The sequence below is a fragment of the Rhizobium sp. SVR5-9E genome, assembly GCF_056755095.1.
Genome location: NZ_JBNDHS010000003.1, coordinates 35,658 through 50,046 on the forward strand (window position 1 = coordinate 35,658; position 14,389 = coordinate 50,046).

Genomic DNA, 14,389 nt, shown 5'->3' on the forward strand with positions numbered 1-14,389 from the left:
AGCACTACGGGCGACTGCCACTGTCGCCGAGACCGTGTTTAAATCCACCGCGCGGATGCGATACTCGACTGAAGGAACCAGATCGATGACGCGTTACATGCGAATTCTGGCTGCGTTCCTGGCACTGCCACTCATCAGTGCCGGGCCGGCGGACGACGGACGCTGGTATGCCGGGGATTATTCCTTCTCCGACGAGCTTGGCGGCTTTCGCATCCTGTCCGTTACGGGCTCAGGGACGAAAGCCGATCCGATAGAAATCAACGAGGAGCTCATCTCGGCCACGCCCGTCACACTGGTGATCAGGGCAGCAAAGCCACTTAAAAATCACGGGTTTCCTGAGGGCAACTTCCATCTGCGGGTCGTCGCCGTGAACGACAGCGGATTGGCCTGGATCGGGTTCGAGTTCGAACTTCAAGAGATCCGCGGCAAACCAAGCGACTTCTATGACGGTCTGTCATTCGATCAGACGAGCCGAAATCCGGACGTCATCTCGTCGAACCGGTTTGCCCGTTTCGAGAGCCACTTCGAGAGTTTCGATCGGCTGAGCTTCTCCAACGGCCACGTCGATCCCGTCGACCGGGGGGCGTTTGGCTTTTTTATTACTGACGTCACGCCGGTTCCCGAGTTCTACCTGGTGCAGGACCCGCAAATACCTTCCTCGTGAGGTGCCGTCGCTCCATGTCAATCAGTTCGGGCCTGTCGCTCCAAGACTTCGCGTCAGCTCGATGCTGTAACCGTTTTCTGCGCGCTACTGCGGGATGGCGCACAGTCCGACGGCGCCTTCATTGAAAACCATAGGGATACCGGAAGGGCTGCCGTCGGGGCATTGGATCTTCGCGCCGACGACGCCGTCCCACCCTTTGGTAATGATCTCCGTTGCCTTTTCCTGCTGCTCGAGGGTCGGGAAGAGCGGATCGGCCTCGGTACCAGAACCCCGGAACTGCGCGAGCGTTCCCCCCGAACCGGCCGGCACCTTCCCGCTGCGCATCAGGTCCGCTATGCGGATCGGATGGCAGTGGCCGTTCAGGAAGGCGAGCTGGGCCTCGTCCGAATATAGGTATTCGATCCACAGTCGGGCGGCGTTCGGATGCGGAGCGAACGCGCTGATCGCCTGGGCATAGACGCCGGCGACGACGCCGGTCTTCGGCCTGACGATCTCGATCCTGGTCTTGCCCCTTAGTCGTTCGCGGTCGCCGAGCGCAAGGTAGTCCCAGCGAATGAGGATGGGCGTCCGCCCGTCGACGAGCGAATCGGAATTGCCGACGATGGGAACGAAGTTGCCCTTGCGGTTGATGTCCGCGAAGAACTTCAGGCCCTGATCGGCCGCATAATCGACACCGCCGTTGGCGGCCGATAGGCCGGCGGCGAAGACGCTCTGGATCGCTTGATTTGATGCAAGATCACCGGCGAGGGCGACCGCATTTCGGTAATCTCTCGAGGCGAGGTCTGCCCAATCCGCCGGCATCTTCGTGACGATATCCGCGTTCACTTCGAAGGCGATCGTCCCGTAGTAACCGCCGTACCAATATCCGTCCGCATCCTTGGCGGCGTCCGGAATGGCGGCCCACCTTGCCACCTTGTGAGGCTGCAGGAGGCCGTCCCTTTTCGCCGATGAGGCGAAAGACAGGCCGACGTCGATCACATCCGGCGTTTGCGGGTCGGTTGCGTTCCGCGCCTTCCTGATCGTGTCAATCACCTTGGCCGATCCCGCGTCCGGCAAAAGTTCGTTGATCGTCAGGCCGTATTTCGCCTTGAAGCCGTCGATGATGCCGCCGTATCCACACCAGTCGCGCGGCAGGGCGATAACCGTGAGTTTGGCCTCGGCCTTGGCGGCGGCCACCAGCTCGTCCATCGGACCGGCGGCGGTCATTCCGGTGAATGTCAGCAAGGCCAGCGCCGCCGACGGCCTGACCAGGCAGTTCGCTCTCCATCCCATTTTCATGGCCGTCCCCTCCATAACTGATGGCCAACGGTTGACGGGATTATAGCAGCTAGCGAGACCCTGGAAAATCGCTATCGGGGCAGCACTTTGTTGACCTGCCCGCCGGTGGGCAATGCCCCGCCGCCCGATGCGGGCAGCGGGGCGCGGGAAGCAGGGATCAACGGAGAAAATCGCGGATCTCGGCGGCAATCTCGGCCGCATGGGTTTCGAGCGCGAAGTGGCCGGTGTCGAAGAATTTCACGACGGCATCGGGAATATCGCGGCGGAAGGCCTCTGCGCCCGGCGGCAGGAAGAAGGGATCGTTCTTGCCCCAGACCGCTAGGACACGCGGCTTATGGGTGCGGAAATAGGTCTGGAACGCCGGGTAGAGCGCGACATTGCTCTTGTAGTCACCGAAGAGATCGAGCTGAACCTCTTCCGCGTCCGGTCGCGCCAGATAGAAATTATCGAGCGAATATCCGTCCGGCGAGACCTTGGCGACATTGGAGACGCCGTGCGTATACTGCCACACCGTCGCTTCCGGCTTGAGCAAGGCCCTCAGTGCATTGCGGTTTTCCTCCGAGGCATCGCGCCAATAGGCCTGGATCGGGTTCCAGCCTTCGCTCAGCCCTTCCTCATAGGCGTTGCCGTTCTGGGAGATAATCGCCGTGATGCGCTCCGGATGCTTCACCGCCAGCCGGAATCCGGTCGGCGCGCCGTAATCGAAGACATAGACGGCGTACCGGTCGAAACCGACGATCTCGGTGAAACGGTCGATCGTCTCGGCGATGCTGTCGAAGCTGTTGCCGCGCGCCGGCTTATCGGACTGGCCAAAGCCCGGAAGGTCAGGAGCAATAATGTGATAGCGATCGGCAAGCAGCGGGATCAGTTCGCGGAACATATGGCTGGAGCTCGGAAAGCCGTGCAGCAACAGGAGTTTGGCAGCACCGAGCGAACCGGCCTCGCGATAGAAGACTTTCGTGCCGTCGACAGTGGCGGTGCGGTAACTGATGCTGGTCATGGTCTTAGTCCTTTCTTAACCCGTCACATTGGGTTTGCATGGTTACAGTGATTGGTTCATCTCTCTGCTTGGTCAGGCGTGCACCACGACGATCTTTCCGCCGGCTTCATTGGCCTCCATGACGCGGTGCGCCTCGCGAATTTCTTCGAAGCGGAAAATTCTCGCCGGTTTCACATCGAGCCGGCCAGCCGCAACCTCGGCGGCGATCTGCTGAAGGGGCACGTCCGAGAGCGGGAAGCCAGGCGTGCCGAACACGAAGCTGCCGAAGAATGTCAGATAGACGCCGCTTGGCATCTGCAGCAGCGGGTTGAAATCGGGGATCGGATCAAGCCCGCCGAGCCATCCGGCGAGGCAGGAACGACCCCCGCGGCGGAGCATGGCCAGGGAATCCAATACCACGCTATTACCCACTAGATCGAGCACCGCATCGATCGCCTTCGCTTCGGCGATATGTTTCGACAGGTCGGGGCGCTCGATCTCACAGCGCTCGGCGCCCAGCTTCTCAAGCAGGGCAAAGCGGTCGCGATTGCGCGTCGTGGCGATCACCCGAACGCCGGCGTTGACCGCCATCTTGAGCGCCGCCTGGCCAAAGGAGGAGGTCGCACCGCGGATGACCAGCAACTGCTCCTTCTCGATCTGCAGATTGCGGAACAGGCAGGTCCAGGCGGTCGCGTAGGTTTCGGGAATGGCCGCGAGTTCGGCCCAGGGCAGGTTTGCCTCGATCAGGGCGACGTTGGAGACCGGGGCGCGGGTATATTCTGCATAGCTGCCGTTGATGGTGCGGCCGAGGCCACCCATCAGCGCCGCCACCTTGGCGCCGACCGGGAACTCGCCGCCGGGGCAGGATTTCACGATGCCCACGCATTCGATGCCGCTGACCGGTGCCGCTTCGGCCCATTCGCCGCGGCGCATATGCATCTCGGCATGGTTGAGCCCGAAGGCCCTGATCTCGATGACGACGTGACCGGCCTTCGGTTCCGGCTCCGAAATATCCTTGTAGACCAGGCTGTCCAGTCCGCCGAATTTCTCAAGAACGATCGCACGCATTGTCAATTCTCCCATCTGGATCGGCAGCCGCCTGCTCGCTGCGGCGGATGCGTGTTGCGTGAAGTAACCTATCTGAATGATTTACAATGGTTACGACGATGCAGCGTAACTTGTCAACCGTCATTGGAGCGGTTATATGAAATTTATATTTTCGAGAGGCCGCCTGCAGTGAGTGCCAGGCGCGCCCGGAACAGGAGTTATGATGGACAACCGCTCTCCCGCCATTTTCGTCGGCGATGCGCTGGGACTGGATTTTTTGAATTCGGTGGCAACACCCGTCGACACGCCGGTCGACTGGATCGAGGACGGCGAGGGGCTACTGGGCTGGCTGGAGCAGGCCGGGCTGGTGCCGCGCGAGACGCTGGAGGCGATGCGGGCCGAGGCGCTACCCGGCGAACTCGACAAGGTCGCCGACCAGGCGAGGAACCTGCGCGAATGGTTCCGGGCTTTCGTGCGCAAGCATAAGGGCCGACCGCTGACAGCCGGTGTGCTGGACGAATTGGGACCGCTGAACCGCCTGCTGGAGCGCGACGAAGGCTTCAGCCGGATCGTTGCGCAACAGGCGGATGGGGGCAAGGGGCTCGAGTTTCAGGCAATGCGCAAATGGCGCTCGCCGGAGGCGCTGCTTTTGCCCATCGGCGAAGCGCTTGGACGCTTCGTCTGCACCGAGGATTTCGCGGACGTGAAAGCCTGCGAGGGTCCAACCTGCACCTTGCTCTTTGCCGACCATACGCGCGGGCACCGCAGGCGCTGGTGCAGCATGGCCATGTGCGGCAACCGCGCCAAACAGGCGGCGCATCGGCATCGCCTCAGACAGGCGTAAAGCGCGGCGGCAAGCTGCGCGAGTTTGGGAGCTCCACCCCTACACCTGCTGAACACCAGACCATCTGCGGCTGCTTAAGGCAGGGAGCCGTGCCAGGATCGGACATGCCGCCGGTCGCGACAATCAATTCTCAGCGGGCCAGTCGTGCAGCAAGGTGATGCCGTATTTTGGAGAAACCGTCCTGAGGCGGTCAACCTCCTCGTGCGTCGGTGGCCCGATCACTTCGCCTTGCCGGAATTCTCGGCCGGCCTCCTCCAGGAACTTGTCGAAGAGGGCTGGTGTATCAATCAGGATATAGCGTGCCGGCTGGCCGCTCATATTCACCAGTTGATGCGGCAGCCCTCGCTTGAGAAAGATGCTTTGACCAGCGGTCAACTGGTGCGCCTCTCCGTTGACCACAGCGGTCAGTTCTCCCTCGAGGACGTAAATGGTTTCATCGTCCTCGGCGTGAACGTGGATCGGCGTCTCGGTGTTTCCGCCGCTGATGTTTTCGAAGAGGCAGAACTGACCGTAGGTCTGCTTGCCGGACAGCAGACGCTTCATAACCACGCCGGCCAGAACAAACTCTTTCGCTTCCATGCTGCTCATAGCAGTCATCCTTGTTCGAATGGGGTTTTGCTCGACCTAAAGTCGGCTCGGTGCTTCCGGGGACTGGTTCCCGTCACCCATCAAGATGCGAAATAGCCGAGAGCCGCGCGCAACGTCTGCGACGGCAGTTCGCCATAGCTGGCCTGATAGTAGCGCGCGAATGCGCCCAAATTGACGAAGCCACAATCGAAGGCGACAGACGTGACGGTTGTCCCAGGCAGCGGCGCAACGAGCATGGAGCGGGCTTCGGCCAGCCGAACACGACGTGCAAAGGCCATCGGCGAAAGGCCGCGTGCTCGCCTGAAGGAATGGAACAGGGTCCTGGCGCTGGTGTTGGCGACCGCCACCAGCGCTTCGATAGTGACAGGCTTGTTCCAGTTGTCACGGATGTATTCTTCCGCGCGCCGAACCTGCCATGGACCGGCCTCGGGCGAGCCGTTTTCAAGCCTGTGGCTATAGTTGTGCTGCGCATGGTGCAGATACGCAACCATGATTGCCTGCTCCATTTCAGCAATGAGAAGCGGCGGCATCGGGTTGCCGGTCCGGCTCAACTCTCCGACGACGAACTCTATCAACCTGAGTTGGGCATCGTCCGCGATCACGCTCAGCGGCGGATCGACAGGTCCGCCGATAAGGCTGGAGAGCTTCCGTACCAAACCCTCGGGCCTGATCCGTATGATGAGATGCTCGAAATCGGACGAATACCGCAGATTGAGTCGCGCGCCGGGTCCGCCGACAATTCCCCTGTTGCGGGACAAAGTGCCCGATGCTCTGTCGATGATCGCGTCGCCGCTGCCGCGTAAGGGAAAGCCCTGCAGAAAGTACCCGGACTGCTCGACCAGCACATTCATGGCCGCGCCATAACGGGCATAGGTCAATCCGACCTCTTCGATTTGACAGTGGTTGAGCCTGGCATCGAACAGGTCTTCGTCCCGCGGGAAGTCAATCGATCGAACCGAGAACAGACCCGAAATGCGGGTCAGGAGCTCATCCGGATCGGATGTTGCCAATTGGTTGAAGCGACCGAGGGGATGGGACCTGACGGCGTCCATAACCTGATTCCCGTTCCACGGCCCGATCCGGGGTTTCTCGCACGTGGTGGTGGCAGTCTGAGGCCGATCATTGCAGGAATCAAGTAGGCGCAAACCCCCGATCATGAGATACTTCCGCGTGTCCTAGGGCCGTTCGTACCCGTTCACGAAGGGTCAATGCGGATAGGAACACTGCCAGGGAGGAAGGACATGAGCAAGGACATCACTAAGGCTCAAGCCGTCAATGGCAATCAAGATCGCACGGGAATGAGCCGCCGGAACCTGTTGCTGCTTGGGGGCACCGCCCTTGCTGCAGCCGCAATATCACTGCCGGTCACGACACGGCCGGCGAAGGCACAAGCCGCAACAAAGCCCCCGAACATTCTCATCCTGTGGGGAGACGACATAGGCTACTGGAACATCAGCACCTACAACCAGGGCATGATGGGCTACAAGACACCCAACATTGATCGCATCGCCAAGGAAGGCGGGATGTTCACCGACTACTACGGCCAGCAAAGTTGTACGGCCGGGCGCGCAGCCTTCATCACCGGACAAACGCCTTACCGCACCGGAATGCTGAAGGTCGGTTTGCCGGGGGCGAAGGAAGGAATGCAGGCGGAAGACCCGACCCTTGCGGACCTGCTCAAGCCCTATGGCTACATGACCGGGCAGTTCGGCAAGAACCATCTCGGCGACCGCGACGAGCATCTGCCGACGGCCCACGGCTTCGACGAGTTCTTCGGCTCGCTCTATCACCTCAACGCCGAGGACGAGCCGGAGCATCCCGACTATCCGAAAGATCCGGCATTCAGGGAAAAGTTCGGCCCCCGCGGCGTTCTGCATTCCTTTGCGGACGGACGAATTGTGAATACCGGACCACTCACGAAGAAGCGCATGGAGACGATCGATCAGGAGGTCACCGATGCCGCGATCGATTTCCTGAAGCGCGCCAAGGAACAGGACAAGCCATTCTTCCTGTGGTGGAACTCGACGCGAATGCACATCTGGACACGGCTCAAGGAAGAAAGTCAGGGAAAGACGGGGCTCGGGATATATCCGGACGGCATGGTCGAACACGACCAGATGGTCGGCCAGATGCTCAAGGCTCTGGACGATCTGGGCCTCGCCGAAAACACGATCGTCATGTATTCGACGGACAACGGTGCGGAGAAGTTCACATGGCCGGACGGCGGCCAGTCACCATTCCGCGGTGAAAAGAATACGAACTGGGAGGGGGGCTTCCGTGTTCCCTGGGCCGTTCGCTGGCCCGGCACCATCGCACCGGGCACGGTCTACAACGACATCGTCGCTCATGAAGACTGGATTCCGACCCTTCTGGCTGCGGCGGGCGAACCGAATATCAAGGACAAACTGCTTGCCGGCTATCCCGTTGGCTCCAAGACCTTCAAGGTGCATCTCGACGGCTACGATATCACCCGGTACCTCGCGGGAGACGGCGCCGATCCTCGCAAGGAGTTCATCTATTTCGTGGACGACGGATCGCTCGTTGGTTTGCGCTACGAACAGTGGAAGATCGTCTTTGCCGAGCAACGCGCCGAGGGGCTTGATGTCTGGCAGGAGCCGTTCGTGCCGCTGCGTCTTCCGAAGCTGTTCAACCTGCGCTCTGATCCATTCGAAACAGCGGACCATGAAGGCATGGACTATGAGCGCTGGCGCGTCGAACACCTGTTCGTCATGGTGCCGGCACAAGCCTATGTCGCCAGGTTCCTCGAGACCTTCAAGGAGTTCCCTCCGCGTCAAAAGCCGGGAAGCTTCTCGATCGACCAAGTGATGGAAAATATTCAGAATTCGCCGGGCGGCGGGAACTAGATCTACAAGCGCCAAGGCGTATCGCGTCCCGACCCCGATCGGGACGCGATTTAATCTCTTCGGCAAAGTGGTAGAGCGACAAGCTCGAACGAAGGCAATCAGCAACCGGTCACACGTCCGCAGGCGCCGCACGCCGTCATGCCTGCGTTACGCCTGCGTGAAATCGTGCTAGATGGCAGAAGACCAAAGCCCGAAAGCAAGATCGCGTATTGTCGAGGAAACCGCCATGCCCAAGACTGACATTGCCGCTGCCCCGGAGGGGAAAGAGGAAGCCTCTCAACTGATCGATGCGCGGATCAAGGCGCTGGGCGACTGGCGGGGTGAGATGCTGGCCCGGATCCGAACTCTCATAAAGCAGGCCGATCCCGACGTGGTCGAGGAGGTGAAATGGAGAAAGCCCTCAAACATGTTGGGGATTCCCGTGTGGGAGCATGGCGGGATCATCTGCACCGGGGAAACCTACAAGAATGCCGTCAAGCTGACCTTCGCCAAGGGCGCCTCGCTGGAAGATCCTTCTAGCCTCTTCAACTCCAGCCTCGAAGGCAACACCAGACGTGCCATCGATTTCCATGAGGGCGAGCAGATCGATGAAGAGGCGCTGAAGGCGCTCATTCGCGCCGCCGTGGCACTGAACATGTCGGCGCGCTCCCGGAAGAGCCCTAAAAGCGCTTGAGGCGCGTCGACTGCGGTGGACCGGAAGCTGCAGTAAGGGACTCTCGCGGGAAAAGGAAAGCCGGTTCCGGCCGGCTCGATGCTGACTGCCAGGGCAGGAACGCGAGGCCGGAACAGGAGAACTTCGTGACTGGCAGCGCCGCGTGGTCCGGAGCGCGGTCGGTCAGTGCAAGGACCAGGTGACCGACGTACCGGCGAGAGTTTTCCTCAGATGCTCGTTCGCCTCCACGCCCGCAGCATCGGCTGCATATTCCGATTTCAGCCGTTCGAGGAAGTACATCGTCATCTTGCCCTTGTTTTTCACCTCAAGGGCACCTCGCGGGGTGCAGTCGAAGTATGACTTTACGTGTTGATAGGTGCCCTCGGAGATGTTCACCTGGTCGGCTTCGTCCGTGCTCTCCATACGAGCCGCGATATTCACTGCGTCGCCCCAGACATCATAGGTGAACTTCTTCCGGCCGACGACGCCGGACATCACACTGCCGGTATGCAGGCCGATGCGCAGGTGCCATGGCCGCTGCCCGATCGCGGCCCAGCGGTGGTTCGACGACACGACAAAGCGCCTGATATCGAGAGCCGCAAGGCAGCAGCGGACAGCGTGGTCCTTGCGGCCCTGCATCAGACCGCCGGCACACATGTAGGAATCTCCGATGGTCTTGAGCTTCTCCAGCCCATGCCGCGCGACGATGCTGTCGAACTCGGAGAAGTACATGTCGAGGTCATCGATCAACTCCCGAGGGGAGAGTTCGACGGCGGATTTGGTGAAGTCGACGAAATCGGTGAAGAGGATCGTCGCGGAGGGATGGTGGCGGGGCTCGACCGAGCCCTTTTCAGTCAATTCCGCGGCTATCTTGAGTGGAAGGATGTTGAGAAGCAGGCTGTCCGAGCGCTGCTTCTCCGCGGCCAATGCCTGCTGCGAGCGCTGAACCTCGGCGAGCTTCAGGCGCAGTTCGAGCTGGGCGATGGTTTGGCGCGCGAGGCGTCGGATGCCTTCGGCAGTCTCGAAGGCAAGCTCGCGCGGGGCGAGGTCGAGGATGCAGAGCGTGCCCAGAGCATGACCGCCTGAATCTATCAGCGGCATGCCTGCATAGAAGCGGATGAAGGGTTCCGTCGCGATGAAAGGAAGCGTCTTGAAGCGGTCGTCGGCGTGCGTGTCGGGGACAACCAACATGTCGCTGCGGCAGAGCGCGTAGGAGCAGCAGACACCGCCGCGAGGGACTTCTTCGAGGTCGGAAGGAACGCCGTGACGGGATTTGATCCATATCTTGGTGTCGCCGACGATGTTGACCATCGCGATCGGAGCACCGGCAATCAGGGCGGCGAGATCGGTGAGGTCATCGAATCCGGCTTCGGGGTCGGTACCGTAAACGCCATATGCCCGTACTGCGGCCAAGCGTTCAGCCTCGTTCTCAGGTAAGGGGAAATCCATGCCTGCGCCCTCCGTTGTGCGAAGGCAAAAATGGCCAAACCGTCGAGGTGAGGCCGGGCGGCTACCAAGCGAAAATCTACTCCAGCTATGTCACTTAAGCAATGACGCCGGCGGGCATCCAAGCGAGCGGTTCGGGCCGACTGTTGCCCGAAAAAAAGAAAGCCGGCTCAGGGCCGGCTCGAAAGCTGACCGGCCGGGCAGGGGAAACGCGAGGCCGGAACTGGAGAACTTTGTGACTGGCAGTGACTGATTACCAAATGCCGAGACAGCAGAAACAGGCGTAACGAGCGCCTTTGGGCGGTTCCGCAAAGAGAAGGGCGGCGGCGCGGAAACCGTTGCTTGCCTCGGTCGTTTTTGTACGCGACGAAAATCACCGCTTGATGACAAATGGAACCTCAGGTGGATTTTTCTTTGCGACTTGCGTGTAGCCGACACTCTTCTTTCCGTGAATAGTCTGTTCATCCTCGGTGGGATGTCAAAAGTGTCGCAGAGGGGCTATATAGCGGGCGAAAAACGAGGAAATACTCAAGAATTCAGCAATGGCTCCCATCATTTCCATCCGAAATCTCACAAAACGCTACGCCAATGGATTCGAAGCGCTGAAGGGCATCGATCTCGATGTCAAAAAGGGCGAGATCCTGGCACTGCTTGGCCCGAACGGCGCGGGCAAGACGACGATGATCTCGATCATCTGCGGCATCGTCAATCCGAGCGGCGGCGAAGTGCTGGTCGCGGGACACAATGTCGTCAAGGATTTCCGCGCAACGCGAACGATGATCGGTCTGGTGCCGCAGGAGTTGACGACGGACCAGTTCGAGACGGTGTGGAACACCGTAAGCTTCTCCCGCGGGCTGCACGGCAAGAAGCCGGACCCGGCGCATATCGAAAAGGTGCTGCGCGAGCTTTCGCTCTGGAGCAAGAAGGACAATATGCTGCGGGAGCTCTCCGGCGGCATGAAGCGTCGTGTGCTGATCGCCAAGGCGCTCAGCCACGAGCCCGAGATCCTGTTCCTTGACGAGCCGACCGCGGGCGTTGACGTGACGCTGCGAAAAGACATGTGGCGCGTCGTCGAGAAGCTGCGGGAATCCGGCGTCACCATCATCCTGACGACGCACTACATCGAAGAGGCCGAGGAGATCGCCGACCGCGTCGGCGTCATCAACGGCGGCAAGCTGCTTCTGGTCGAAGACAAGACCGCGCTGATGACGAAGCTCGGCCGCAAGCAGCTGATCCTCGAGCTTGCCGAACCGCTGGACAAGCTGCCGGACTGTTTCTCCGGAAACGGACTGTCACTGGAGCCGGACGGCAGCCGGCTGATCTATGATTACGACGCGCACAACGAGCAGGAGAGCATCGCCGCACTGCTCACTCGCCTTGCGGCGCAGGACATCCACTTCAAGGATCTCTCGACGCGGCAGAGTTCGCTTGAGGATATCTTCGTAGCGCTGGTGGGAGGCGCGAAATGAACTTCGAAGCCGTCAAGTCCATCTATTTCTTCGAGATGGCACGCACGCGCCGCACGTTACTGCAGAGCGTGGTTTCACCTGTGATCTCGACCTCGCTCTATTTCATCGTCTTCGGGGCCGCGATCGGCTCGCGCATCCAGGAGGTGGAGGGCGTTTCCTATGGCGCCTTCATCACGCCGGGTTTGATCATGCTGACGCTGCTCGGGCAATGCATCAGCAACGGCTCCTTCGGCATCTATTTTCCGAAATTCACGGGCACGATCTACGAGGTGCTCTCGGCGCCGGTCGCCATGACGGAGATTCTGCTCGGATATGTCGGGGCGGCGACGACCAAGGGGCTGCTGATCGGCGTCATCATCCTGCTGACGGCCAACATCTTCGTGGACGTCAGGATCGAGCATCCGTTCATGATGATCCTGTTCTTCCTGCTGACGGCGATCACCTTCAGTCTGTTCGGCTTCATGATCGGCATATGGGCGGGCAATTTCGAGCAGCTGAACCTCATCCCGATGCTGGTCGTGCCACCACTCACCTTTCTCGGCGGGAGCTTCTATTCGATCAACATGCTGCCGCCCTTCTGGCAGGCGGTCAGCCATTTCAACCCGGTGCTTTATCTGGTCAGCGGCTTCCGATGGAGTTTCTTTGGCATCGCGGATGTGAACCCGCTTGCCAGTCTCTCGATGATCGCCATCTTCCTCGCGCTTTGCCTCGGAACGCTGGCGTGGATTTTCAAGACGGGGTACCGGCTGAGGAATTAACGGGAGACAACCTCGATCTGTGTGGCTCCGCAGAACGGCGTCGATTATCTGAGCGCACTGCAGGGGCCGACATCTGTCGGCCTTACACGGCCGGCCTTGAGATCAGACAGCTGCGGGATCGACGGATCCGGCCCTCCGATCGAGGCCTGAAAGACGGCGCGGTTCAATGTGATCATGCGACCGCTCGTTGTGAAGCTGACCATTTCCTTCTTGTTGGCGTAGGCAACGCTCGCATTCATGCGGCAGAAGTACTTCACCCCTCCCTTCGAAACGGCCCAGCCGAGAACGCCGGATTTGGCTGGTGCTAGTTTGCCGACTGTGTAGCCCTGCTTCAGCAGGTTCGAATATGACTCGGCATTTGCGCTCGTAGCGACTGCGAAACTGAAAATCCCAAAGGCGACAATGAAATAACTCAGTCTGAAATTCATACTCTTTCCTCACGAATAAAGGCGGTAAATACTCTTATAGGTGTAATAAATCCATTGCAATCGAAATAGTTGAAACGCCCTCAACCTCTGCGGGCAGGCGCTCGCCACCGCCCGTCTTGACGCTGTCCGACATGACCGGCTCCTTTCAGAATAGGTTTTTTGGCGCGGATCAGATCCGGTTGATCGTCGGAAGGAAGCATACGACCTGCCGGCGCCGAGCGGGCTCCAGGGTGTCGATGCGGTCCGTCCAGAATTGTGCGGCCTCGGGCGTATCCTGCTCCCAGCAGCGGGTGGACACGAGGTTATCGTCGATCACCGCGCGGCGGTGGCCCCCCAGGCGCATATATTCTTCCGCGAGTTGTTTTGAGAGATTTTCCATGCGCAGCTCCTTTCAATCCTTCAACCCGGCTGCCCGAAGCAAAGTTCCATGGATTGAAGAATATCGAGCTGCGTTCCGCTCTTAGTCGCGCATCCTGAGTTCGTCCGTCTGAATCTGCAGCGAACCGAGTGTTTCGAGGAAGCTCATGCCGAGCAGGCTCTGCTCGAGCATGTCGTCTTCGGCGACGCTGGCGGCGACGTCGGTGCGGACGATCGGGCCTATGGCGACGCGGTCGAGCGTCACGGGTGCTGCGCGGGCGCGGCCGTTGGCAGTCATGACCGTCATCGAGTAGTTGAGATTTTCGGGGATGATGCCGATGCGTTCGGCGTCTGCGCGCGACAATGCCACCATGCTGGCGCCTGTATCGACGAGCATCGGGATGGTCTGGCCGTTGACCGAGACGTCGGCCTCGAAATGGCCGTTCAGCAGCTTGTGCAGGATGATCTCGCTGCCGCCTTCGCTGGTGGTGACGACGACGGCATGGCCGGGCACGAGACCGGCGAGCAGGCGGTTTCCGACGCCGAGCAGGTCTTGGCGGTAGAGGTAGACGGTCGCAAGCGCCAGGATGATCACCAGCCAGATCATCAGGTTGCGGATAGTTTCGCCCGCACTGCGGCGGCTCGCCCAGACGCCGGCCGACAGCATCAGCGCGATCGGCAGGAGATAGATCATGCGGCCGAAATCGTTGGTGTTCATGCCGAGCACCCGTCCGCTGTCATGATTGTAGACGAGCACGGCAAGCCCGACGGCGAGGATAAGCAGAAAAATGGCAAGCCGGTTCATGAGCGATGCTCCGGCACTGCGCTCGTCTCGCCGGCCAATATGGCGGGCTGGGCAGACAGACGCGCGTTCAGCATGGCCATGATCTGCTGCCTCTCGCTATCGGAATAGGACATCCAGTTGCCAATCTCGCCAAGGGTGCGGCCGCAGCCGATGCAAAAGCCGGTTGCGGGATCGAGCGAGCATACATGGATGCAGGGTGTTTGCATGGGC

General features: G+C 60.3%; 16 protein-coding genes. 6 read left to right on the forward strand and 10 right to left on the reverse strand.

The features are described 5' to 3' along the window. The first annotated feature begins 85 nt into the window (after positions 1-85). A complete protein-coding gene (locus ACPYOJ_RS02655) occupies positions 86-664 on the forward strand; it encodes a hypothetical protein (RefSeq protein ID WP_481414871.1) in 579 nt (192 codons plus the stop codon). Positions 665-748: 84 nt separating this feature from the next. Here ACPYOJ_RS02655 and ACPYOJ_RS02660 read toward each other — a convergent pair whose 3' ends face one another. The 3 genes from ACPYOJ_RS02660 to ACPYOJ_RS02670 all read right to left on the reverse strand — a co-directional run bounded on the left by ACPYOJ_RS02660 (position 749) and on the right by ACPYOJ_RS02670 (position 3,989). Beyond that, positions 749-1,936: an ABC transporter substrate-binding protein gene (locus ACPYOJ_RS02660; RefSeq protein WP_481414994.1), complete on the reverse strand. Its 1,188-nt coding sequence runs from the start codon at positions 1,934-1,936 to the stop codon at positions 749-751. Positions 1,937-2,099: 163 nt separating this feature from the next. Continuing rightward, complete coding sequence (locus ACPYOJ_RS02665; RefSeq protein ID WP_481414872.1) at positions 2,100-2,942, reverse strand: alpha/beta fold hydrolase; 843 nt, start codon at positions 2,940-2,942, stop codon at positions 2,100-2,102. Between the two features lie 72 nt (positions 2,943-3,014). Continuing rightward, the gene (locus ACPYOJ_RS02670) at positions 3,015-3,989 is read right to left on the reverse strand and encodes a zinc-binding alcohol dehydrogenase family protein (RefSeq protein WP_481414873.1); all 975 of its coding nucleotides are present in this window, start codon (positions 3,987-3,989) and stop codon (positions 3,015-3,017) included. Between the two features lie 202 nt (positions 3,990-4,191). Between ACPYOJ_RS02670 and ACPYOJ_RS02675 the strand changes: the two genes are divergently transcribed. Further along, positions 4,192-4,812, forward strand: a complete 621-nt coding sequence (locus ACPYOJ_RS02675) for a CGNR zinc finger domain-containing protein (RefSeq protein ID WP_481414874.1) — start codon at positions 4,192-4,194, stop codon at positions 4,810-4,812. 123 nt (positions 4,813-4,935) lie between these two features. On the opposite strand, the gene ACPYOJ_RS02680 is transcribed toward ACPYOJ_RS02675, so the two are convergent. After that, the gene (locus tag ACPYOJ_RS02680) at positions 4,936-5,400 is read right to left on the reverse strand and encodes a cupin domain-containing protein (protein ID WP_481414875.1); all 465 of its coding nucleotides are present in this window, start codon (positions 5,398-5,400) and stop codon (positions 4,936-4,938) included. An 80-nt stretch (positions 5,401-5,480) separates the two neighbouring features. Continuing rightward, positions 5,481-6,452: an AraC family transcriptional regulator gene (locus tag ACPYOJ_RS02685; RefSeq protein WP_481414876.1), complete on the reverse strand. Its 972-nt coding sequence runs from the start codon at positions 6,450-6,452 to the stop codon at positions 5,481-5,483. A 189-nt stretch (positions 6,453-6,641) separates the two neighbouring features. Between ACPYOJ_RS02685 and ACPYOJ_RS02690 the strand changes: the two genes are divergently transcribed. Together ACPYOJ_RS02690 and ACPYOJ_RS02695 are read left to right on the forward strand one after the other, a co-directional pair. Then, entirely contained in the window at positions 6,642-8,264 is a 1,623-nt protein-coding gene (locus ACPYOJ_RS02690; protein WP_481414877.1) for an arylsulfatase, read from the forward strand. A gap of 226 nt (positions 8,265-8,490) precedes the next feature. Then, on the forward strand, positions 8,491-8,937 hold the full coding sequence (locus ACPYOJ_RS02695) for a DUF1801 domain-containing protein (protein WP_481414878.1): 447 nt from the start codon (positions 8,491-8,493) through the stop codon (positions 8,935-8,937). Positions 8,938-9,099: 162 nt separating this feature from the next. Here ACPYOJ_RS02695 and ACPYOJ_RS02700 read toward each other — a convergent pair whose 3' ends face one another. Beyond that, complete coding sequence (locus ACPYOJ_RS02700; protein ID WP_481414879.1) at positions 9,100-10,365, reverse strand: adenylate/guanylate cyclase domain-containing protein; 1,266 nt, start codon at positions 10,363-10,365, stop codon at positions 9,100-9,102. A 539-nt stretch (positions 10,366-10,904) separates the two neighbouring features. Between ACPYOJ_RS02700 and ACPYOJ_RS02705 the strand changes: the two genes are divergently transcribed. Continuing rightward, positions 10,905-11,831 (forward strand): ABC transporter ATP-binding protein, encoded by a 927-nt coding sequence (locus tag ACPYOJ_RS02705; RefSeq protein ID WP_481414880.1) that lies wholly within the window; start codon positions 10,905-10,907, stop codon positions 11,829-11,831. Next, the gene (locus ACPYOJ_RS02710) at positions 11,828-12,589 is read left to right on the forward strand and encodes an ABC transporter permease (RefSeq protein WP_481414881.1); all 762 of its coding nucleotides are present in this window, start codon (positions 11,828-11,830) and stop codon (positions 12,587-12,589) included. The genes ACPYOJ_RS02705 and ACPYOJ_RS02710 overlap by 4 nt, the downstream gene beginning before the upstream one ends. Before the next feature lie 44 nt (positions 12,590-12,633). On the opposite strand, the gene ACPYOJ_RS02715 is transcribed toward ACPYOJ_RS02710, so the two are convergent. The 4 genes from ACPYOJ_RS02715 to ACPYOJ_RS02730 all read right to left on the reverse strand — a co-directional run bounded on the left by ACPYOJ_RS02715 (position 12,634) and on the right by ACPYOJ_RS02730 (position 14,385). After that, the gene (locus ACPYOJ_RS02715; protein WP_481414882.1) at positions 12,634-13,017 is read right to left on the reverse strand and encodes a hypothetical protein; all 384 of its coding nucleotides are present in this window, start codon (positions 13,015-13,017) and stop codon (positions 12,634-12,636) included. Between the two features lie 169 nt (positions 13,018-13,186). Beyond that, a complete protein-coding gene (locus ACPYOJ_RS02720; RefSeq protein ID WP_168831039.1) occupies positions 13,187-13,396 on the reverse strand; it encodes a hypothetical protein in 210 nt (69 codons plus the stop codon). An 81-nt stretch (positions 13,397-13,477) separates the two neighbouring features. Continuing rightward, on the reverse strand, positions 13,478-14,179 hold the full coding sequence (locus ACPYOJ_RS02725; protein ID WP_481414883.1) for a TIGR02281 family clan AA aspartic protease: 702 nt from the start codon (positions 14,177-14,179) through the stop codon (positions 13,478-13,480). Then, on the reverse strand, positions 14,176-14,385 hold the full coding sequence (locus ACPYOJ_RS02730; protein WP_481414884.1) for a DUF1289 domain-containing protein: 210 nt from the start codon (positions 14,383-14,385) through the stop codon (positions 14,176-14,178). Before ACPYOJ_RS02730 ends, ACPYOJ_RS02725 begins: the two co-directional genes overlap by 4 nt. Positions 14,386-14,389: the final 4 nt, after the last annotated feature.